Raw genomic sequence first — 22,139 nt, forward strand, 5'->3', positions numbered from 1 at the left:
GCCACGTTGTGTTCGTGATCCTCCCAACCTCTGGTCGGCTCGGTTGATCGCGAACGGCTTATAATTCGGGTGACGGAGGATCCGCGTGCAACTGGACTGGCTCGAAACATTCGTGGCAGTGGCCGAGCGCGGTGGTTTCGGAGCCGCGGCACAAACTCTTTTTCGATCGCAATCCCGGGTCAGTGCCCACATCGCAGGCTTGGAAAGCGAGCTTGGCACGGTACTTTTCGATCGAAGCCAGCGGCCGGTAGTCTTGACGACTACGGGAGAGAAGCTTTTTCTGCGTGCTCGAAAAATTCTTGACGAAATCACCGCAGCGCGAGCCGACGTCGTCGATCTTGCTGGACAGGTCGAGGGTAAAGTTGTTCTGGGAACCTATGCAAGTGCCGGGGCCAACTTTGTACCCGAGGTACTGCGCACGTTCTGTATTTCTTTCCCCCATGTTGAGGTCCGTCTCGTCGAGCAAGCCGTTCTGGGTATCGACAGTGCTTTGTCCGACGGATCAGTGGACCTGGCTATTCGGCCTTTGGAACCGAAGCCGACCGTACCCGGTATTCACCATATGCCTCTCTGGCGAGAAAGGATGAAGGTCGTCGTCGCCCCAGACCACCCGTTGGCAGGCGAGCTCAGCCCGCTGCCGGTGACCGCCTTGAGCGGCTACTCGTTGATCTTGTCCGGAGCTGGAACGGGTGGAGAAGCGCAACAACTTCTTTCGACTCGCAGTATCGACTTTTCGGTCGCGTTCTGGTCGGATCAGCCGACGACGGTAGTGTCGCTGGCCCGGGCAGGGCTGGGCGTCGGGTTCGTGAACGCCCTGGCACTCGTTGCCCCGGACACGGAGGGAGTGCGCATTCTCGACGTCGCAGGCGAAGGCCTCGTACGAGACGTTGGAGTTTACTGGACTGATCGCATGTACACATCGCCGGCCGTACTTGCAATGCACTCGATGGTTGTAAATTCGCCAACGCCAGAAGGCACGACAGTGATCGATGGCCTGGAGCCAACCCGGTAGCAGCGCCCGAATCGCACGCCTTCGTTGGTTGTTCGCCGAGGTCGAGTCGATCAAGCTGAAATCTAGATAGTTCCGCATCGGAGCATGCCGGTGTCTGTTTGAACCGCGCGATGAAGTTGAGGTTGCTTGGCCAGTAAATACTTGGATCGCAACCCACGTTCGCAAGATCTAGTCGCGGTTGTCTGAGACGGCGACATGGTGATCGCTGGTCATGGCGAATTCGAAGGAATCTTCACCTCGACCGCAGTCCCGAGCTTCGGCCGACGGGCATCGGTCACATCATTGGCCGATCGGAGTGAAACGACACTCGAACTTCTCAGGTCAGCACGCGAAACGGGAGCCGACCGTGGTCAGAACGCGGTGGTCCGTCGAACGGGGACCCGCTAGCAGCAGCAGAAACGATCCACGATGCGACCAATACGAAATGCGGATGAAGACCATACGCATTGCGCTATTGCAGTCCGCCAGCACACGGTGTGTTATCAATCACAGGGAACCGCGGTTCGACTCCGACCACCCGTTCGAGAGAGTTCATGATTGCAATGTTGATCCGTACGACCAGCCCGCCCGAAGACCTGGCGGAGTCGAGGTGCCTGTCGGGAGGTCGCCTTCCCCGTCTGCCCATAACGATTCGCGTCGCGTCCTCGACGTCAAGTGCCTGCGCACGTGCGCGCACCTGGGTCCGGTTGCCGGTGGGCGTGATGACGCCCGGTTGTCGAGCCGGGCTCATTTTCGGGGAGTCCGGATGACGTCGCCTCGCTGGAAGGCTGCAGTCGACTGCGAGAAACCAGCAAGGCGGCCATCCATCTGAGTGGGGCGTATGCCGTCGGCCTTGAACGCAGCGCTCGAGGCAAGACCGAAACAGTGAATGAACAAGTGAGAGGTAAGAACAATGCAGCGCACTCTACTAACCAACGTCAATATCTTCGACGGCACAGGTTCGCCGTCGTTTCCCGGTGAAATCCTAATAGATGGAGACCGTATCGCGCGCGTTGAAAAAGGCCGAGGGTCGATCATTCCCGACGGAGATGTCCAGGTCATCGACGGACGCGGAGGGCTCCTCATGCCCGGTCTCGTCGAACCCCACGCACACATGACCTATAACAATCTTGCCACTGTCGCGGAGCAAGGTGATCTTCCGCCGGAAGAGACACTGTTGTTGACGTTGAAGAACACGCAGTTGATGCTCGACGCAGGTTTCACCTCGTTGTACTCGGCCGGATCGGCACGTATGCGAACAGAAGTCGTTGTCAAGCAAGCCATCGTTTCGGGGCAATTCGTGGGACCGCGCATGCGGAGTGCGTGTCCTGAGATCACAACGACGGGCGGGCTCGGCGACGTCCGGAAGATGCACAAGGATGGCGATCTGATGAACACGATCGCCGACGGCGCAGATGCTGTGCGGGCAGCGGTACGAACTGCGATTCGCGAAGGTGTCGACACCATCAAGATGAACCTGTCCAGTGACGACTTCCAAAAGATCGGTGATGGCAAGCTCACGACGTACGACGACTACGAGATTGCCGGCGGCGTGAAGATCGCGCATGACAACGGCGTTTTTCTAGCCTGTCATGCGCGCTCCGACGACTCGGTTCGGCTCGCGCTGCGTCATGGATTCCGGTCGATCTATCACTGCGACTACGTCGAGGGTGAAACCTTCGATCTACTCGAGGAACAAAAGGACCACATCTTTCTTGCACCGGCTATCGGCGTCACATACACCACCGCGTACGAAGCAGCACCTTGGGGTATCGATCAGCAAACGGCTACCGTCATGCACCAGTTCGAGATGTTGGACAACTTCCCTAAGGTGTACGGGGAGATCAGAAAGCGCGGCATCCGCTTCATGCCCGGTGGAGACTACGGTTTCGCTTGGAACCCGATCGGCACCAACGCTCGCGACTTCGAACATTTCGTCGAGATGCTGGGCATGAGCCCCGCCGAGGTCTTGATGGCAGCGACAAAATGGGGCGGCGAGTTGATGGCTATCGACCAACTCGGACTGCTCCGCGAAGGTTGGCTCGCGGATTTCATTATCGTTGACGGCGATCCTCTCGAAGATGTCCGGATTCTGCAAGATCATGACAACGTCGTCCTAGTTGTCAAGGGCGGGGACATCGTCAAGCTGAACATGCACTACTTCAACCCTGAGACCGCCGACCGAGGTGCCCGCTCGATCACAGCCAGTGGCCCGAACCTTGGTGCGTTTCCAGAGCGCGTCCGCGAGGCGACATCACTGATCACCGCATCGACCTTGGCGACGTCAGGAGGAAGCTCGAATGCCTGATGGCATTGCGGTAGAAATCGTTGGGACCGGCCCATCGATACTCATGATTCACGGTCTGGGCGCCACGTCGAACTCTTTTGAGCCGCTCGTGAGTACACTCAGCCGAAGCTTCACCGTGATTCGTCCCGATTTGCGAGGCTCAGGCAGAAGCGTCACCGCAGGGGAAGTATCTGTGGCGGCACACGTCTCGGACATGACCGCTCTTCTCGATGAGCACGGTACCGATAAGGCGCACGTGGTGGGTTGGTCTTATGGTTCGATTATCGCCCAGCAGTTGGCCGCATTGCACCCGGACCGTGTCGATAGCCTTGTGCTTCTCGGGCCGATCGGTGAACCGACTCCTGCCGCGCGTGAGGCACTTCATGCACGAGCCGCGAATGTGCGCGCTGCAGGAATGGTCGACATCGCCGATGTTCTCTCCCAAGCGGGAACGTCGGCGGATACAAAGATCAACCAGCCACAGACGATCGCATTCGTTCGGGAATCACTGATGCGGCAGGATCCGGAGGGCTACGCGCAGACCTGCGAGTCTGCCGCCGCGGCTACGGCCGCCCCGCTCGACCACATCAAATGTCGCACGATGGTGCTCACAGGCGACGAGGACAAGACTGCACCACCAAGTTCAGCGCGGCTGTTGGCCGATTCGATTCCGGATTCCGTTTTCATGATCCTTCCTCAGTGCGGCCACTGGCCGATCTTCGAGCACCCCAGAGCGGTCACCGACTTGTTACTCAACTTCTTTCTCCTGGAGGACCAACAAGTGATATCTGCAAAAGTTTACCGCCAGTACAGTCAGTCGGAACTCGATGACGAGTACAACAACCGAAAGCGCTGGCCTGAATTTACTGACCACTTCGCCAAATGGACCCAGCAGAGCGAGAACACAAGAGCGTCCCTGCCCAATACTCTTGACATCGCCTACGGTGAGGATCCAATCGAACGGCTTGACGTTTTTCCGTCAGAGGAGACGGGCACGCCACTATATGTCTTCATCCATGGCGGCTACTGGTACTCCCTCGACAAGAGCAATTACAGCTACGTGGCAGATGCCATGCGACCGAACGGTATTACCACCGCCGTGCTGAACTATGGCTTGGCGCCGGACTACGATATGGACACGATCGTCAGGCAAACGCGATCCGCATTGGCGTGGCTCTATCGCAATGCCCAGGCGATCGGCGCTGATCCCAACCGCATCTACGTGACCGGACACTCCGCCGGTGGCCATCTCGCGACAATGCTGCTCGCGACCGATTGGACATCCTGGGGCTCAGATCTGCCACAGGATCTGGTCAAGGGCGTGTGCGCTATCGGAGGAATTTTCGACCTCGAACCGATTCAGCTCTCGTTTGTCAACGAAAAGCTTCGCATGGATTCTGAGGAGGCCGTCCGCAACAGTCCGGTCCACCAGACTTACCCAACATCGGTTCCCCTCTCATTGATTGTCGCGGTCGACGAATCCACCGAGTACCACAGGCAATCAAAAGCTATGAAGGAAGTGTGGTCTGATCTTGGATATCCGGTGGAACTGATCGTTCCGGAGGGAAACGACCACTTTTCGGTGGCCAATGATCTTGGTGACCCTGCCTGTTCGCTGGTCACACACCAGCTGGATCAAATGAAAGTGGCGTTCAGCGGTCGTGTCGCTTCGGTATCGGCGGCGGGACAATGACGGAGAGCGGATGCGATCTGGGGCGCGACGACATCGTCGGCCGTCACCTATAACCGCCGAAACTGGTGCCCGCCTTGCTCGGTCCTGCCCAGCAAATTGCATACGCACCTGACCTGTTCGCCTTGATCTTCGCCCGTTCCGGTGACATGTTGGCCGGAACGGGCGAAGTGCCGTCTCGATTTCTTTTTGAACTACTGATGAGGACCGACGTCGATCGCTGGTGCTCGGTCCTGCGGCCTGAGGTGCGTTGTCGAATCGAGCAAATTTCATTCAGGTGAGCTGCCTAGCTTCGATCTTTCTTCGTGCGGTTGTGGTGGCCTGATCTGTTCCAGTCCGGGTGTGATCTTCGGGTCGAAGACATAGCCGGGCTCGGTTGGTCTGCGACTGAGTAGTTCCACGCCCGGCCACCTCGCCCCGTGCCGTCGTCGAGGGGCTGCCTACTGCGGGCTGGCCGAAGCATCGATTCCCGGTATCTCTGGTAAACCGCAATAAGCTTCCCTGACCATCGCGTGGCCTGTCATGAGCTCTGTGACGTGTGCACACGTCTTCTGAAAAATGCAGCCGTCTTCTGAAACTGACATTGGCCATTGATTACAACGATGGCGAGGTGACAAAACCAGGTGGGCTCGAATATGCCGGTTGGTTCCCGTTCCAGCCGACGTACGAGCTCGTCGTCGCGCGAAGATCCGGACCAATGGGAATGATGCGCGGGCAGGCACCTGCAAGTCTGGGGTGCCTGCCCGCGCTTCGAGTACGATCGACTGATGCTGCCGATCATCGACATGAGTGAGTTGGAGACCGAGGCCGGTCTCGAGGTGTTGCGTGACGTGACGCATGACGTGGGGTTCTTCTACTTGACAGGCCACGGTGTTCCTCCCGAGCTCGTCTCCGATATTCGATCCGTCGCCCGTAAGTTCTTCGATCTTCCGGATGAGCGTAAGCGGGCTGTCGCAATGATGGAGAGCCCGCACTTCCGTGGCTACAACTCGGTCGGCGGGGAACTCACCAATGGTCACATCGATTGGCGCGAGCAGATAGACATCGGTCCTGAGCGGGAGGCGATCGCCGGAGCTGAAGGAGCGATGCGTCTGCAAGGCCCCAATCAGTGGCCGGCCGACCTACCGGAGTTCAAGCCGACAGTCATGGAGTTCCAATCCAAGATGTTCGCCATCGGTCTGGCCCTCATGCGCAAGTGGGCGTTGGCGCTCGGTGGTGACTTGGCAGCGGTTGATCGAGCCTTTGCGACGGCACCCGAGGCTCTGTTGAAGCTGATCAAGTATCCACCCCGGCAGGCCCAGTCTGGTGATGATGGTCAGGGAGTCGGAGCGCACAAGGACCCCGGTGTCCTGACGTTGCTGTTGCTCGAGCCGGGTACGTCGGGCTTGCAGGTCGAAGATCTCGCTGGGTCGTGGATCGACGCTCCGCCGGTGGAAGGTGCATTCGTGGTGAATATCGGCGAACTTTTGGAGGTGGCGACAGGCGGGTTCCTACGGGCGACCCGTCATCGGGTTGTCAAGTCCGCCGACTTCCGCGAGCGGCTGTCGATTCCGTATTTTTTCGGACCGGCCTTGGATATGCCAATGCCGACATTCGAGCTGAGTCCCGAGTTGGCTGTTCAGTCACGCGGCGTCGCGCAGGATCCAGCCAATCTGATCTTTGCGACCTATGGGGAGAACCTCTGGAAGGCGCGAGTCCGCGCGCACCCCGAGGTGTTCGAGCGTTGGTACTCCGAGGCGGCGGTTCGATCTTGCTGACAGCGCATCGAGCCGTTCGATCGCTTCGCCCGCGCTAGCCGAGTACTCCGGCGCAATCATGCTGACGTTGGCTGTACACACATGCCACTCAGCAGACATAGCCGACTGGTGACTGGTGACTGGTGAGATTACAGTGTGAATTATCTACAATCCCCGGGTATTGGCCGAGCGAAGCGGTCACGAAAACTGTCTGAAAATGGAGTGTTTCGCGTCGGGCGAACGCTCCGCAAGCCAGCTCTAGCGCTGCAAGCGGTGGATCCGGCTACCGATCATTCCTGGAGATGTTCCAGTGCCTTCACCGACGAGTCGGAGAGCGAGCGCCGCTGAGTCGACAGCGAGCTCAGCGAGTTCCAATGGTATTGACCAACGAACCGATGCATTCGATGGTCAGTTCAACGCGATCGCCCGGCGCAATCCAGCGTTCGAGTTCCAATCCGCAACCGCGCGGGAGCGTGCCGGATGTCAAAAGCTCACCGGGATAAATGTTTTCGTCGCGGCAGGCATAGGCGAGAGATTCGCCGACCGAATACCGCATGCCTGCGGTGCCGGTCGTCGACCACAGCTCGTCGTTCACCGTGACGGTGGCCGTCAACGACTCCAGGCGGGGCTCGATCTCGTCTGCGGTGACGATGTCTGCTCCCATAGAGCTTGCGAATGTCTTGGTCTTGACCACTGGGCCGAAAGGCGTGCGGCGCTGCTCCTCCCATTGGGTGTCGCGCGCGCTGATGTCGTCGAACACCACGTATCCGCCGATGGCGGCCGTGGCCTCTCGCTCGGATGCGTCGCGAACGGGCCGAGTGACGACGGCCCCGAATTCGAGCTCGAAATCCAGTGCGCGGCTGTACGAAGGCCACTCGACCGGAGTGCCGTCGGCGACAATCGTGAGGTGGTTGCCCGTGTAGTAGACCGGGTGATCCTTGAATCCGGGGCCTGGACGGAGCGCCGGAAACGTTGTGCCAGTAACCGCTTCGTATCCACGAATGAAAGGGACGGCTTTGGGGAGGTTGCGGCGAACCAGGTTGTGCGCAGCGCGATCCCAGTGTGCTTCCCAGCCGAGGAAGCAGCGAAGCGACGCCGGAACGACTGGAAGTGTCGCTGCCGGTCGGTCGATCACCGCCACGCCTTCGGCCACCGCACGATGTACCACGACGGTCGCGGCGTCGCGCGCACGTTCGCCGGCATCGAGAAAGCCGAGCATCGTGCGGGTGAGCGGACGCAATGTGTCGTCGGTACCCAATGTCGTGACAGCGGCATCGAGATCGACCCACAACCGTGACTCCGGCGCATACACGGCGACACGATCTGTCGAGTCGGCATCGATCAAACGTCGTAACCGCACTGTGGAATCCGATCTGCAGGATAGTGCTCAACAAATGTTGAGCAGCCAGTAGTGTAAACGACACGACGGTTGCAGTGTCAAGACCCGACCGGGCGAGCGCCACGTCGACAACGGTCAGCTTGGAGGTCTGAGATCGCCTGTACTCGAGTGACTGCGCACCAGTAGCAAGCAGAGAGAGTCCTGACAGCAAGCAGCTGTAACCGTGTCGGCCAGCGTCATACCGACGCGTGCTCCGCGTCGTGTGCGTGTCGCCGGGCGGGCTCCGGCGAACGCGCGCGACGAGACCCGATCACTCCGGCCGCAATCGCACCGACGAAGCAGACTCCGCCGACCGCGTATCCCAGGATGGGTCCACGAGAAGTCAACCAGGCCAACTTGTTCGCCGCGTCGCGTGCCGAGGCCAACTGCTGCAAGCGCCCCGTCTCGTCCAGGGCGAGTGACGCCTTGAAGATCGTCACCTCGGGGACCTTCGGATCTCTCGCGAAGTACTGATACGGAGTTTCTGTGCCCCACACGAGGCTTCCGCTCGTGGGCTCGACGTAGATGTCGCGAACGTTGGAGTACCACTGCTTCATCGTGATCGGCTCGTCACCGTCGCCCACTCCCCATTTCGATGCCGGGAGGGTCACCGAGTTGATCGGCGATTGCGTCGTAATCGAGAGGTCGGCTTCGGTCACGATCGATCGGAAGTGGTAGATCGGCAGACCCTCCATGGTGATCTCCTCGATGAAGTTCGCATCGAAGCTGGTCCACGCCGTCGCGTCGTAGACCGTGTACGTGGTCGGCTGCGCATCGAAGGGGAAGCGATGCTGTAACCCTGTGCGCGGCAGAGGACTAGCAGGCGAATCGACGGTGGTCTGCAAGGATCCGGCGGGCTCGACGGGCAGGCCCGTGCGCCGGTCGCTCGTCACTCGATCCACCGTGGCGGTCAGCAGGCTTGCGTCTCCGTCGCGGTCGGCGCGTCGCACCGTGGCTCCGGCCTGGAAGGTGACGCGGTCTGCATCAGAGGGATCCTCGACGGTGATGTAGCGCTGAAAGACGATGGGAACGTCTGTCGCGATCGACAGGGGGCCAGGTCCGGCAATCGTCCTCGAGTCGAGGACGTCACCGCCTGCACCGTCTGCCGTGGTGGCCACAGTGTTAGCGGCGATGTCGAGGGGAGTCACCGCCAGATCGTCGTACACGAGGGTGGGCAGAAGTAGCGCGACGACGATCGCGCAGGATCCAACACCTGCGAGCACACACATCGCGATTCTTACCGTTGACATAAACACCGTCCCAAACGTTTCGATTCCGGCCACATCAACCTGCCGTGACGGTAACATTGAAAGTTTACTTTCGCGTTGTGAGCTGTTCAGCCTCGTGGTCCCGGCACTTCCTCAGCTAAAGACCGAAAGGGGGAATCGGCGACGCGGTGGCGGTGGCGGGGCCGCTGCCCGGTGGTCCGACATCGAAGCTGATGTTGTGGCAATTCAATGTTCCTGTACGGCACGAGGCGGAGTTTCAGCTCGCGGATCTTGCGGTGCACCGTTTGATTGGGCATCGCTAAGCCGAAGTCTCCGATTTCGTCCCAGAGGATGTCGCAGACCATGACCACCGCGGGAGACCCGCCCTCGTTGGCGGTGCCGCACGGGTGGGGAATTCGGTGGCCTCGGGGACTACATTCAATCCGATTTTGTGGACTTTTAACACCTCGTTCGGCTCGATTGGCGCTGCCATTCTTGTTTGTGACGACGACCACAGTCGCCGACAAGAACTCGAGGAAGAGGATCCGCCCATGTCAGTTCTAGCCCTTGCTGTCACTCCTGTTCGAGAGGAGGCGCCAGGTGGTGCCTATGTCTCGGACCCCTCCAACGCAACGATCTTGATGGGCGGCAGCGTGTTCGACGGCGCTCCGCACTGCCCGGGTGCCACCATCACGGTGCACGCACTGGGGGATCGCACGACGGGCCAGCTCATCTATACCGAAGTGACGTTTCCCGCTGGACAGCGGTCTTGGTTTCACACCCATCACACTGAGGACGAAGGATTCCACGTTCTCGAGGGCCAATTGACCCTGACCGTGATCGACGACTCGGGCGAGCGTCACGCTTTGGTGACCAATCCCGGAGAATTCGTCTGGGGACCACAAAAACATCCGCACAGTTTCCACATCACCAGTGACGTACCGTGCAAAGCCATTATCGTCCTCACCCCTGGATCGTCCCTGACCGGGTTCTTCGGCGCATCGCAGAACCTGCAGCTCGACCACACCGACCCGGTCGCTGTGGCCGCATTCGTCGAGGAGACCAACCGGCTGTACGGGACCGAGTTCCTCCCCGAGATTCCGCTGGACGTGTGACGATGACGATCGAATCGACACACGAAAACGAGATGGTTGTGCGCCGTTTCTTGACCGCCCTCGAAACGCTGAACGTACCCACCATCAGCGATCTCGTCACGGATGACATTCGGTGGAAGGTGCCTGGCACCCTCGCGATTTCCGGAAATTACGATGGAAAATCGGCGTTCGTCGATGGATTCCTAGCGGGCGCTGCCGCACTGTTTCAAGCGGGTTCGCTTGCCTTCGATATTCGACACATCACGGCTGTCGGCGACGTAGTGATAGCGGAGTACGTGGGAACCGGAACATCTGCTTCGACCGGTGCAGCGTACCGAAACGAGTACTGCGTCTACTTCGGTCTCAACAACGGACGAATCGGTGTCGTTCGCGAATACCTGGACACTGCTCACGTGGCCGAGGTGCTCCTCTCGCCCGCTCCCGCCTGACTCGAACGCTGGTTTCGACATCGCATCGACAACTGCAGATTCGGTTGTCGATGCGGTGTAAGACAGCAACTCTGTAGGCGAGTTGGACGCCGTAGACCTGCATGCGATCACATGATCTGACCTCGTACGGCGCTCTGGTGCAGTTCCGATTCGCCACGTTGACCATGTTCCGAAACAAGGATGAGAATGACCCTCGAAGAGCTTTCGGACGATTCGCTGTGTCGTGCTTGATAAGTCACGAACGTCGAATTCGAATTCCGGTGTTGATGTGATGACCCAGGCCGGACTGGTGCGCGGCCGGGTGGTTGTCCTCGGCGGGGTCGCGGTTCACGCCTTCCTCGGGATCCCGTTCGCGGGCCCACTCCGCGGCCCAACGCGATTCGAGGAACCCTCGGCGGTGAGTCCCTGGGACGGTGTGCGGCCGGCAACTGAGCACGGCCCAACTGTCCCCCAGGGGCCGTACCCCCCCGCAGCGTCTGCACTTCTGGACAGCGTCATGGTCGTAGGTGAAGATGCCCTGAACTTGTCCGTTTGGACGTCGGAACCAGGTCAAGCGCGGCTCCCGGTGATGGTGTGGATTCACGGAGGGGCATTCGTCCGCGGGAGCCACCGAATGCCGGTATTCGATGGGGCGGCGTTCGCTCGCGACGGCGTGGTCGTGGTGGGAATCAATTACAGGGTCGGCGCTCTGGGGTTCCTCAGTGTCGCCGGCCTGCCCGAAAACCGGGGACTGCGCGACCAAATTGCCGCGCTCGAATGGGTGCGCGACAATATCGCGGCTTTCGGTGGGGATCCCGAGCAGGTCACCGTGTTCGGCGAGTCTGCAGGGGGCATGAGCATCGCCTGTCTACTCGGATCGCCCTCTGCCCGTGGTTTGTTTCGTCGGGCAATAATTCAAAGCGCGAACGCGATCTCGGCTGCCGAACTCACAGACGCGCGGTTCGTCACGCGAGAGCTGGCGTCGATGTTGGGAATCGGCAGCACGCCCGCGGACTTCGCCGAGGTCTCGCAGCAACGACTTCAAACAGCGCAAGACACCCTGGGCACAGCCCTTGTTCGAGACCCGGACCCCGCCCGTTGGGGAGCCACTGTCATTCAGCGAGGGTTCGGCGTCATGAGTATGTTTCCGACAATCGACGGGGAAGTTCTCACGGCTTTGCCCATCGAGGCGATCGCAGCAGGCGCAGGTGACGGGGTCGAGCTGCTGGCGGGAACGACACGTGACGAATTCCGATTCTTCATGGTGCCGAGCGGGTTTTCCAAGACAGTGTCAACCGATGAGCTGCCCGTTCTGGCCGCCCGCTTCGGAATTCCTCGGTCGACCACGAACCTGTTCACTGGCAACCGACCCACCGAATCCGCGGGTGATGTACTGTGTGCACTCCTGACGGACCATGCCTTTCGTGCCGGTACGTCCGATCTGGTCGATGAAGTTGCATGCAGCAACGGTGGCCGAGCATGGCAATACGAGTTTTCTTGGCGGACCGCGGTACAGGACTTGCGAGCGTGCCATGCACTGGAGTTGCCATTCGTATTCGACACCCTTGCGCACGCGCCCCCGTTGGTAGGCGAAAATCCGCCGCAGGCGCTTGCGGATGACATGCACATGGCATGGGTGCGGTTCGCGACTACAGGAAACCCTGGATGGGAGAAGGTCGGAATAGGCAGGGCGGTAAGAATATTCGGTGATCCCGCATTTGACGCTTCGGTTGTCATAGATCCGCGGGACGATGAACTGTGCGCAATGCGCAGCGCACATCGCGCAAGCGCTGCCTCGTCCGAGCCGGTGCGCAGAACCCGACCATGAGCTGACCACTTCACTGAGAGCAGCCACCGGATCGAGATGCCTCTGACAATGCCGCACTCGACTCTTGGGGTGCCGACCACCGTGAACCAAGACCTGACAGAAAGCGGCAATGACACCCGAATCAGCAATGCTGCGTGACACGTTGTCCGCCAACCTTGGTGACGCTGTTACGTACGATCGCGACGTGATGTCGGCATTTCACCGCGACCAATCTCGCCTCACGGCGGCGGGACAGCCGGCAGCTCTCGTCCGGGCCCGTTCGGTCCAAGACGTCGTCACCACCATGACCTCTGCGTATGCGCAGGGAATTCCCGTGGTCGCACGTGGAGCCGGGACAGGGCTGGCGGGTGCCGCCAACGCACTGGATGGCTGCATCGTTCTCAGTCTAGAGGCTATGAATAGGATCTTGGACATTGACCCCCATTCACGGACTGCCACAGTGCAATCCGGGGTTCTCAATGGCGCGCTGGCAGCCGCTGCGTCGAAGGTTGGCCTTTGGTACGTGCCGGATCCCGGTAGCCGAGCCATTTCCACCATTGGAGGCAACGTGGCGACCAACGCCGGTGGTTCGTGCTGCGCGAAGTACGGCGTGACTGGCGACCATGTAGCCCGGATCAAGGCAGTGATGGCCGATGGGCGCATCATCCATACCGGAGCCAATACCCGGAAGAACGTCGCAGGCCTGAATCTGACGCAGTTGCTCGTCGGATCCGAAGGAACACTGGGTGTCATCGTCGAGGCAACGGTGCGCCTACGAGTACAACCCAATGCTGCATCGACCGTCGTGGCGAGCTTTGCCGAGCCGAGCGAGGCGATCGCGGCGGTACTCGAGATCACTCGGGAGTCGGATCCATGTTTGGTTGAAATCATGGATCGCACAACGATTTCGGCGGTCGACGAATTGACACACATGGGACTCGATACACACGCGGGAGCCCTACTGCTGGTGCAGTGTGATGGACGTGACGCTGCGAACGAGGCCGAACTGTGTGCACAGGCGTGCAACGCAGCCGGTGCCACCGAGGTCTATGCCACCGATGACCGGGTGGAAGGTGATGAATTCATGCACGCTCGACGCATGGTGCTGCCGGCACTCGAACGACTGGGCGGCACGCTGTTGGACGACCTGGCTGTGCCGGTCGACAAACTACCGGCGATGCTCACAGCCATCGAACGAACAGCACGTTCTCATGAGGTTCTCATCGGAACGTTCGGTCATGCGGCGGACGGCAATCTCCACCCCACCATAATTTTCGACGACAACAGTCCCGATGAAACCCGCCGTGCTCGATGTGCTTTCGACGACATGGTTCTTGCTTGTCTCGACCTCGGGGGCTCCATCAGTGGCGAGCACGGGATCGGCGTTCTCAAGTTGCCACATCTCGAGGCTATGGTCGGCACAGTCGAGAGAGACATCATGGCACGGATCAAGAAAGCTCTTGATCCGAAAGATATTCTGAATCCAGGCCGCGCAATTTGACGTTCGGCAGAGTCCGGCAGACGTCACTCGGTGGTCAGAATTTATGGTGCCGAGCGCACTACGCAGCGTCATTCGGGTCCGAGTAGGTCTATCAAAGTCAGCGCGACATAGACGTCGATGCCTGCCGACACGTTACGGCCCGCAAATTCGGAGGCTTTCGCAATACGCTGGACCACCGTGTTTTTGTGGAGGTGTGTCGAGCGCGCGACGGCGACGTAGCTTTTGTCGGCGTCGAAGAATGCTTGCAGTGTTCCTCGTAGTTCGCTCGCGCGCTCACTCGGTCCGGCCAGAGGTCCGAGGGTGTCGCGAATGAACGAGCGTGTCGACTCGAGATCGTCGATCATCAACGAGGCCAGGCGTACTCGATCGAAATAAATCACCCTGCCGGATTCTTGGGGAGCGACTGCCTGCAATACTTCCATGGCTCTGTGGGCTTGGCGAACCGACAGAACAAAACCAGGCATGCCGGATGAAACGGTTCCGACACCGAGATCGACGCAGTCACCGACAGTAGCCGGTGGTGGCCGTGTCGTGTCAGGTTCGGCAAGCCATGCGTCCATAGTGGTCAAACCTGTCGCGGAGGTCAGAACTGAGCGTGCTCCGACCGCAGCGGCGAAAGTCTGCACCGTGTCCTCGAGCTCGTCCACCTGGACGGAAGTATTTGCGCGGCCGCGCAGCGAAATCGCCATGTGGTTCCCGCGCAATGGGTACGACAAAATCCGCGATGCCTCGGCGGTGTCGACAATGTTCTCGGCGAGAATGGCGGCAACCATCGCCGATCGCCGCTCAGCGCCGCTGGTGGCTCGCCGTTGCAATTCCCTTTCGTACTCGTCGATCATCTGTTCCGAGATGCGGTCGACGAAGCGCACTCCGACCGACACTGCCTGTTCCAGTGCGGCCGCACGTTGCTCAGCGTTGTCGGTGTGGCGCGCTATCGCCGGTGCGCACCACCTCAACCAATGTTGTACCCCGATTTGATGGCCGCGCAGCATCGCGATCATCGGTACCCTTCGCCTCGCGGCTTCGTCGATGAATGCCAGCGCCTCCTGCGCGGTTTCGATGTGGTCGCCTCCCGAAATGAGCGCCCGCAACAGACCGAGAACGTTGGCTTCTGTACTCATTTGGAGTCCACGGGTGAAGTCGGCACTTCGGCTCAGCTCGGGAACGCCACCGTCTACGTATTCACGCGCCAACTCTGTTGCCAGAGCGTGCGTCCATCGCAGGCCGTCGGACCCGATATGGGGCAGCAGAGACGCATCGACCGACAGCGGTGGTCTGGGTTGATCCGTCGGCACCAGAATGTCATTGGGTTCGAGCTCCTGCCACCACGTCATCTAGCGATTGTGTCCGTATTCGGTTCTCGTCGGAGTGCAATCGCAATTCTCCTTGCGCGGAGTTCGTCGGTTGACACAGGTCCTCCCGGTCCGCCACTTCCCTGAATCGGCGTTGTCGTCGCGGAGCGGTGAGGCGGGTTTTCACGCGCTCAGGGTTCCGCGGATTCAGCATGCCCGGAACGACGCTTGACCATCGAAACGCCGACCGTCTCGGCCACCAACAGGCGCTGTGGCTACTCGCGCTCGGTGTCGGTGACGTTGTTCTCGACATGCCGACGACCGCTACGGCCATGGTCGATCATTGTCCAGCGGTGGATTGCGGTGGGCGATTCTCGACCACGTCGGTGGTTCGGTGAACTAGCTCGACATGAAGTTTGTGGTCCCACGGGCCATCGATCCGGACGGACTCGGCTGGCAGCATTGTGTGACGACGCACACAGTACACAGCCGGTCTGATTGCAGCACCGACATCGGAGAGCGAAGCATCTCGAACATTCACGGCTTTCGCTCGCCGCGTCGACGATTCCCGGCGCTCGGTAAATTCTCGTCCGACCTTTCGAAAGGGACCATCACCGTGGCCACCGCAAATGAAACCAGTCAATATTTCAACCCCTTGGACCCGGCGCATATCGCGAATCCTGATGCGCGAATGAAAATATCCCGAGCAGAATGCCCCGTCGGTCAGGTTAGCGACGTTTTGTATGCCGCCCATTCCGACCAGGCGGTACGTCAAGTCTTCGGCGATACAACTAATTTTTCGAGCCGCGGCAATTTTTCGGTGGGAGCAGATGATGTACAGCTTCCATTCGCCATGATCACCACTGCGGACCCGCCGATACACACTGCGCTTCGCGCCCGCCTGCTCAAGGACATGGCCCCGCCGCGGCTTCGCAAGATGAGATCGCAGGTCGAGGCAATCGTGGAGGAATGCATAGCAGCGCTTCCCGAGTCGGGATCTATCGACCTGTACGACAGTTTTGTGCAGTACGTACCCACTCGAGTTTTGTACGCCGTGATCGGTATCCCAGAACCGAGATGGAACGAAGTCGAGAAATGGGCGGATGTAATCGTGGCGACGTTGCCGGAACCGGCTCACGAGCTACCCGAGTTCGGTGCGTTGACGAGCTACTTGGCCCAACTGATCGATGACCGTCGAGCGAGACCTCACGAACGGCACGACGACGTTCTCGACAACCTATGCTTCGCCGCGCCGAACGAGAGGGAGATGTCGACGCCGGAACTTATTGCTCACTTGCTGCAGCTACTGGGCGCAGCAACGGACACGACGCGTGCCCTGATCGTCAATTGCTTGTTTCGTCTCCTGAACCATCGTGAGCAATGGGAGAGCGTTCTCGATGACCGCTCAAAGCTGACCAACGCTATCGAGGAGTCGCTGCGCTTCGATTCGCCCGCCCAATTCATGGTTCGAACCGTGGTTCAGTCGGTGTCTGTCGGTTCTTGTCCCATCGAACCGGACAAGAAGGTCTATCTGAACATTCAATCTGCAAACCATGACGAGGAGCGATGGGGTGAGGATTCCATGACATATCGCGCCGATCGTCCGAACGCATCCGGGCATTTAGCTTTCGGCCGAGGCATTCACGCGTGCATCGGTGCGCCCTTGGCGCGCATCGAGGCATGGGTAGCTGTTAACGCTTTACTGGATAAGTATCCCAATATGACACTCGAACCTGACGCGAAATGGATCAAATGCGACGGCGCACTGGTGCGACGACCACAGATGTTGCCGGTGCTGTTGACGAAGGCGGGAACCCGATGAAGATCGAACTCGACCGTGAACGCTGCGAAGGTCACGGCATATGCGAGGTGGCTGCACCCGCTTTCTTCTCTCTGGACGATGACGGTGACTTGACGGTTCTGCGGGACGACGTTTCGGACGGGGACATACCCTCTGTTCAGGCTGCCGCGCTCGGATGTCCGGTTGCCGCACTACTTCTCGAGTAGCGAGTCGAGTACGTGCCGGACTCGGCGTGGCCACGAGGTGAGAAGTTGCTGAAGGAGTCAGGGCTCTTCAGACATTGGATCACCAATGTTGTCCCCGGCGAGGCAATTCGCGGACTGTGCAGCTTATTTGTGGTGGCGGTTAGGTTTTGCGTGCCTGCGGCGTCATCGACATGACCGGTGCGCGGCCGGTCGCCCTACTGAATCTCCAGGATAAGGATGACCATGACCCCGAACCACATTGTCGTGATCGGTGGCTCGCTTGCCGGCGCGCGCGCACTGGAGGCTGCACGACGTCTCGGCTTCGCCGGTCGACTCACCCTCGTTGGTGCCGAAGCGCATGTGCCCTATGACCGTCCTCCGCTGTCCAAGGACTTCCTCGACGCAGACAAAGCGTCAGCAATTCCCTACTTCAGCGGCGCAGAAGATATGGCGAAAAGGCTTGATGTGCAGCTCTTACTCGGTAAAGCGGCCACAGGAATCGATCTCACACACCGGAAACTTCGGATCGATGAGTCGACCCTCGACTACGATGCCGCCTTGATTGCAACGGGTGCCAGCGCACGAGCGCTGTCCACTCCGCCGAATCTTAATGGCGTGTCGACACTGCGTACCGTTGATGACGCCCAGCGGGTCAGAGCCGCGATGGACCGGGGAGCGCGAGTTGTGGTCATCGGTGCCGGGTTCATTGGCTCGGAGGTGGCTTCGGCAGTCCGAAAGAGAGGGAGCCAGGTCACTATGATCGAAGCTCTTCCCGTACCTCTGGCCCGCGCAGTCGGGCGCACGGCCGGTCAGTGGTTGAGCGCTGTGCACGCGCGACATGGAACTGAGCTAATTTGCGGGGTAGCAGTCGATGCTGTTGTAGGCAACGACACCGTCGAGGGTGTTCTACTCGCAGACGGCCGGTCCATACCTGCAGACCTGGTGGTTGTCGGAATCGGCGCGATCCCCGCAACCGATTGGCTCGCGGACTCCGGACTCGATATCGAAAACGGTATTCTCTGCGACGCGACCATGCGCGCCGCAGATTCGGTGTGGGCTGCGGGGGACGTATCACGCTGGTACAGCCAGGATTTCAAAATGCACCTGCGTGTCGAGCATTGGACCAATGCGGCTGACCAAGGTGCCCACGCGATGCGAAACTTGTTGGACCCTGCCCACGCTACACCGTACCGGCACATCCCCTATTTCTGGTCCGACTGGTATGGACATCGAATTCAGCTAGCCGGCCTTGCCGTGGGAGAACCCACCGTCGTCGCAGGGGACACCTCGACGGACAAGTTCGTTGCCCTGTTCAGGGATGGTGAACGTCTTGTCGGGGCTCTTTGCCTGAATCGTCGTGCCGATGTCATGAGGTATCGCGCTCTCATCGCTGAAGGGGGATCCTGGACCGACGGTCTGGAACTGGCGCGTCAGCGAAACGCAGTCGTTTCCGCGAATGCGTAAAGGCTCAGCGCCACGCGCTGTCTCACTCGTAGACGTCGGGTGGCCCTGCGGCAACGGAATCGAACACGTTTACATGGATTCGTTGCGAGGGGTGCAGAGCTTACGAGCGAAACCACGCTTCGCATATGCCTTGACCTGAGTGCATCACCACCACCGACCCTGCCGAGATCGACATCGTCGCCGCCAACCGGACCCGTCGTCGCCACGCGATCGTCGAACAAGTCCATGCAGACCTGAAAACGCCGCCCTCGCTCACCTGCCGTCGGGGCATTTCTGCGCCAACGCAGCCCGGCTGGCAGTGCTGACCTCTCCGGCGTGCGACCCGTGCCGGCGTGAACGACGGACATGGCCATACGGCGATGAGAAGCGGACTCGCTTATACGTGGGTCATCGGCCCGGATCGGGCCGACAGCGCAAGAAAAACATCTCGGTTTGTCGAGTACAGTCCGCCGAACCTGTTGGCGTTCCACGGGCGCGCATCGACGAAGGGAGTAGCGCCAGTCACTATCTCCGCTGCGACCTTGCCCCACCCTGGCCCATGTTGAATCCCAACTCCGTTGCATCCGCCCACTACGTACAAGCCCGGCCGCTCGTCGATCGGACCGATCAGCGCGCGTCGATCCGGTGTCAGACATGGTGCACCGTGTGCCACCCAGAACTTGTCAGTTGCCAACCCAGGCATGAGATGTGTCAGGCTCTGGGAGGCTCGCCGCACCTGGAAGATCCCGTCCAAGCGAATATCGTCGAAGCGGTCCGGAATCGGGTTGTCGACCAGATCGTCCCGAGGATAGTCCGGGTATGACATTCCCCAATTGAGGCGTCCACAGTCTTCGCGTACCCACAAAAGGCCACTGCCGTCGTCGCTGTAGCCGGCGAAATTCAGGGCGGGGAAATTTGCGGGCACGTTCAGAGGTTCGGTAATCATGCGGGAGAGAACGAGCGGAACCTGGGGGAGGAAGTAATCGCCCCCGAGAATGGTATTGCTCCATGACCCACCCGCGACAACGACTTTGTCCGCGTACAGCGGTCCGTGCTCGGTTTCCACGCCGGTGACGGCATTGCCAATTTTGATCAATCCGGTCACCGGTCGTCGTGACTCCACCCGGCCGCCGAGGGTCGCGAATTCGGCTGCGATCGCCCGCGCAGCTTTTCCCGCGGACAGCTGTACAGCGCTCGGTTGGAATACTGCGCGGTGAAACGAGCTGCCATCCAGAAACCCCTTGGTCACGGCTCGTATTTCGTCGGGTTCGACCAGCTGACTGTCCGGGACGGTGTCGGTGTCGTGGAACTTTGCGACGTGCTTCCACGCGTCTGCGTCTCGTGCGATGTATAGGTGGCCGCTGTGCCGGAAATCGATGTCATGTCGGGTGGCGAGGTCGGAATAGAAATCGATGCTGAAATACTCGACGTCGAGCTCGGATCGCCCCCATCCGGCATCCCAGCCAGCGGCGAGTGGCCCTACGAACCCCGCTCCGGCCTTCGACGTGCCGGATCCGGGCCCGTCCTTATCCACCAGGACGACGTTCTCGACGCCTGCTTTGACCAGATGAAGAGCGGTCGAGGCGCCCAGTGCCCCCGCACCGACCACGATTACATCCGATTGATCAGTATTCACAGCTGTCCCTTTCGATGGTGCATGTCGAGGCGTTCAGACCAAGACAGCGAATTGATTTTTCGTTCCATGTTTGCCAACTACCGACGAAGCCATGGGGCACGGCTACCGTGTCACCTGCGTACGCCGTGACCGCCGCGCTGTCGTCCGGTCGACCTTTTGGCTCTGTGTGGAACATCGAACCGCCACGTGCAGATCACTCCGAAGCCTTCCGCAGAAGCATCGATTCCGCCCGAGACGCTGTTGGCCCGAGAGCTTGCGGGAACAGCTCGACTGGCATAGATACGACTTCTCGGATGGTGGGAATTATGCGAGATCAGCGAACAGTTCTGATGAGTTTCTTGTTCAGGAATTCCTCGATTCCATATTTCCCGAGCTCGCGCCCGAATCCTGACCGTTTCACTCCGCCGAACGGCATCTCGACCCCATCGGAACCGACTCCGTTGATGAAAACCATCCCGACGTCGAGTTGGTCGGCGACGCGCTGCGCTTGCTCCGGATCGGTTGTGAAGACATAAGATCCGAGACCGAATGGGGTGTCGTTAGCGAGCGCGATCGCCTCCTGTTCGGACGTGACCGTGAAGACCATGGCCACGGGCCCGAACAATTCTTCGCGATAGATTTCGTTCCCCGACTCCACCGAGGTGAGCACCGATGCCGGGTAGAAGGCACCGTTCGGCTCGCCTGCGGACTGGACGACCGCACCGCCGTCGACCGCCCGTCGCACTTGATCGGCAAGGTTGTCGGCGGCACCTTTCGACGACAGCGGGTTCGACATCGACACCGAAGCAAGTTCGGCTGTGAACGCTGCGACGAAGTCGTTGTACAGCGCCTCGATGACGATGAACCGCTTACCTGCGTTACATACCTGTCCGGTGTTGTATGCGCGTGCACCAACCGCAGCCTGCACTGAGGCAGCGAGGTCATCGGTGCTGAGGAGGATGAATGGGTCGGAACCGCCGAGTTCGAGTACCACCTTCTTGAGATTGCGTCCGGCAATCTCCGCCACTGCTGCGCCTGCCCGTTCGGACCCGGTCAGCGACACGCCCTGCACCCGAGCATCGGCGATGATGGTCTCGACCTGTTCGTTCGACGCGAATACGTTGACGTACGCCCCGTCGGGAAAGCCTGCGTCCCTGGCCAATTGCTCGAGGGCCACAGCGGACTCGGGGCATTGGGGCGCAGGCTTGATGAGTACGGTGTTTCCTGCCGCCAGGTTGGGGGCTGCGAACCGTGCAATTTGATAGCACGGGAAGTTCCACGGCATTATGCCGAGAAGAGGACCGACGGAAGTGCGGCGAATCAGGGCCGACCCTTCGCCCTCCGGCAGCTCGATCTGCTCGTCCGCCAAGAACCGTTCAGCGTTGTCTGCGTAGAAGTCGTAGATCGCGGCGCAGTAGTCGACCTCGTCCAATGCTTCGGCGATCGGTTTTCCCATTTCGCGATGCATGGTGTCCGCCAAAAATTCTCGACGTTCGCGATGCAATCGCGCGACATGACGTAGCATTTCGGTTCGTTCTGCCACACTGCTGACGCGTCCCCACCGCCCATACGCGGCCGATGCGCGCGCCACCGCTTTGTCCACTTCGTCGGACGTGGCGATCGGATAGTCCGCGAGATTCTCGCCCGTCCGCGGATTCACAACTGCATAGTCAGGCATCTCGA

17 protein-coding genes and 1 pseudogene are annotated in these 22,139 nt (G+C 60.0%); 13 read left to right on the forward strand and 5 right to left on the reverse strand.

Going from position 1 to position 22,139, the window contains the following annotated elements; all coding sequences use genetic code 11:
• Positions 1 to 85 precede the first annotated feature (85 nt).
• The 4 genes from WDS16_RS27000 (at position 86) to WDS16_RS27015 (ending at position 6,725) form a co-directional block, all read left to right on the forward strand.
• On the forward strand, positions 86 to 1,012 hold the full coding sequence (locus WDS16_RS27000) for a LysR family transcriptional regulator (RefSeq protein WP_338889201.1): 927 nt from the start codon (positions 86 to 88) through the stop codon (positions 1,010 to 1,012).
• 892 nt (positions 1,013 to 1,904) lie between these two features.
• Positions 1,905 to 3,299 (forward strand): amidohydrolase family protein, encoded by a 1,395-nt coding sequence (locus WDS16_RS27005; RefSeq protein ID WP_338889203.1) that lies wholly within the window; start codon positions 1,905 to 1,907, stop codon positions 3,297 to 3,299.
• The gene (locus tag WDS16_RS27010) at positions 3,292 to 4,971 is read left to right on the forward strand and encodes an alpha/beta fold hydrolase (protein WP_338889204.1); all 1,680 of its coding nucleotides are present in this window, start codon (positions 3,292 to 3,294) and stop codon (positions 4,969 to 4,971) included. The genes WDS16_RS27005 and WDS16_RS27010 overlap by 8 nt, the downstream gene beginning before the upstream one ends.
• Positions 4,972 to 5,735: 764 nt before the next feature.
• Entirely contained in the window at positions 5,736 to 6,725 is a 990-nt protein-coding gene (locus WDS16_RS27015) for an isopenicillin N synthase family dioxygenase (RefSeq protein WP_338889206.1), read from the forward strand.
• Positions 6,726 to 7,065: 340 nt separating this feature from the next.
• Here the strand turns inward: WDS16_RS27015 and WDS16_RS27020 are convergent, their stop codons facing one another.
• Positions 7,066 to 8,049, reverse strand: a complete 984-nt coding sequence (locus tag WDS16_RS27020; protein ID WP_338889207.1) for a fumarylacetoacetate hydrolase family protein — start codon at positions 8,047 to 8,049, stop codon at positions 7,066 to 7,068.
• Positions 8,050 to 8,279: 230 nt separating this feature from the next.
• Entirely contained in the window at positions 8,280 to 9,332 is a 1,053-nt protein-coding gene (locus WDS16_RS27025) for a DUF3068 domain-containing protein (protein ID WP_338889208.1), read from the reverse strand.
• Between the two features lie 509 nt (positions 9,333 to 9,841).
• Between WDS16_RS27025 and WDS16_RS27030 the strand changes: the two genes are divergently transcribed.
• The 4 genes from WDS16_RS27030 to WDS16_RS27045 all read left to right on the forward strand — a co-directional run bounded on the left by WDS16_RS27030 (position 9,842) and on the right by WDS16_RS27045 (position 14,120).
• A complete protein-coding gene (locus WDS16_RS27030; protein WP_338889209.1) occupies positions 9,842 to 10,405 on the forward strand; it encodes a cupin domain-containing protein in 564 nt (187 codons plus the stop codon).
• A 2-nt stretch (positions 10,406 to 10,407) separates the two neighbouring features.
• Positions 10,408 to 10,833, forward strand: coding sequence for a nuclear transport factor 2 family protein (locus tag WDS16_RS27035; protein WP_338889210.1), 426 nt, complete (start codon positions 10,408 to 10,410; stop codon positions 10,831 to 10,833).
• Between the two features lie 271 nt (positions 10,834 to 11,104).
• Positions 11,105 to 12,640 carry a carboxylesterase/lipase family protein gene (locus WDS16_RS27040; protein ID WP_338889211.1) on the forward strand — a complete coding sequence of 512 codons (1,536 nt, stop codon included), beginning with the start codon at positions 11,105 to 11,107 and terminating at the stop codon, positions 12,638 to 12,640.
• 109 nt (positions 12,641 to 12,749) lie between these two features.
• Positions 12,750 to 14,120, forward strand: coding sequence for an FAD-binding oxidoreductase (locus WDS16_RS27045; RefSeq protein ID WP_338889212.1), 1,371 nt, complete (start codon positions 12,750 to 12,752; stop codon positions 14,118 to 14,120).
• Between the two features lie 68 nt (positions 14,121 to 14,188).
• Here the strand turns inward: WDS16_RS27045 and WDS16_RS27050 are convergent, their stop codons facing one another.
• Positions 14,189 to 15,454 carry a PucR family transcriptional regulator gene (locus WDS16_RS27050; RefSeq protein WP_338889214.1) on the reverse strand — a complete coding sequence of 422 codons (1,266 nt, stop codon included), beginning with the start codon at positions 15,452 to 15,454 and terminating at the stop codon, positions 14,189 to 14,191.
• 170 nt (positions 15,455 to 15,624) lie between these two features.
• Between WDS16_RS27050 and WDS16_RS27055 the strand changes: the two genes are divergently transcribed.
• The 5 genes and pseudogenes from WDS16_RS27055 to WDS16_RS27075 form a co-directional block, all read left to right on the forward strand.
• The gene (locus tag WDS16_RS27055; RefSeq protein WP_338889216.1) at positions 15,625 to 15,810 is read left to right on the forward strand and encodes a hypothetical protein; all 186 of its coding nucleotides are present in this window, start codon (positions 15,625 to 15,627) and stop codon (positions 15,808 to 15,810) included.
• A gap of 422 nt (positions 15,811 to 16,232) precedes the next feature.
• Positions 16,233 to 17,234, forward strand: a complete 1,002-nt coding sequence (locus tag WDS16_RS27060; RefSeq protein WP_338889218.1) for a cytochrome P450 — start codon at positions 16,233 to 16,235, stop codon at positions 17,232 to 17,234.
• On the forward strand, positions 17,231 to 17,419 hold the full coding sequence (locus WDS16_RS27065; protein ID WP_338889220.1) for a ferredoxin: 189 nt from the start codon (positions 17,231 to 17,233) through the stop codon (positions 17,417 to 17,419). The genes WDS16_RS27060 and WDS16_RS27065 overlap by 4 nt, the downstream gene beginning before the upstream one ends.
• 222 nt (positions 17,420 to 17,641) lie before the next feature.
• On the forward strand, positions 17,642 to 18,862 hold the full coding sequence (locus WDS16_RS27070; RefSeq protein ID WP_338889221.1) for an NAD(P)/FAD-dependent oxidoreductase: 1,221 nt from the start codon (positions 17,642 to 17,644) through the stop codon (positions 18,860 to 18,862).
• 146 nt (positions 18,863 to 19,008) lie between these two features.
• Positions 19,009 to 19,157: pseudogene (locus tag WDS16_RS27075) on the forward strand (IS1380 family transposase); the annotation flags it as partial.
• An 81-nt stretch (positions 19,158 to 19,238) separates the two neighbouring features.
• On the opposite strand, the gene WDS16_RS27080 reads toward WDS16_RS27075, so the two are convergent.
• Positions 19,239 to 20,477 carry an FAD-binding oxidoreductase gene (locus WDS16_RS27080; protein ID WP_338889223.1) on the reverse strand — a complete coding sequence of 413 codons (1,239 nt, stop codon included), beginning with the start codon at positions 20,475 to 20,477 and terminating at the stop codon, positions 19,239 to 19,241.
• Between the two features lie 313 nt (positions 20,478 to 20,790).
• Positions 20,791 to 22,134, reverse strand: a complete 1,344-nt coding sequence (locus WDS16_RS27085) for an NAD-dependent succinate-semialdehyde dehydrogenase (protein ID WP_338889225.1) — start codon at positions 22,132 to 22,134, stop codon at positions 20,791 to 20,793.
• Positions 22,135 to 22,139 lie beyond the last annotated feature (5 nt).

Source organism: Rhodococcus sovatensis, from assembly GCF_037327425.1.
GTDB lineage: Bacteria > Actinomycetota > Actinomycetes > Mycobacteriales > Mycobacteriaceae > Rhodococcoides > Rhodococcoides sovatense.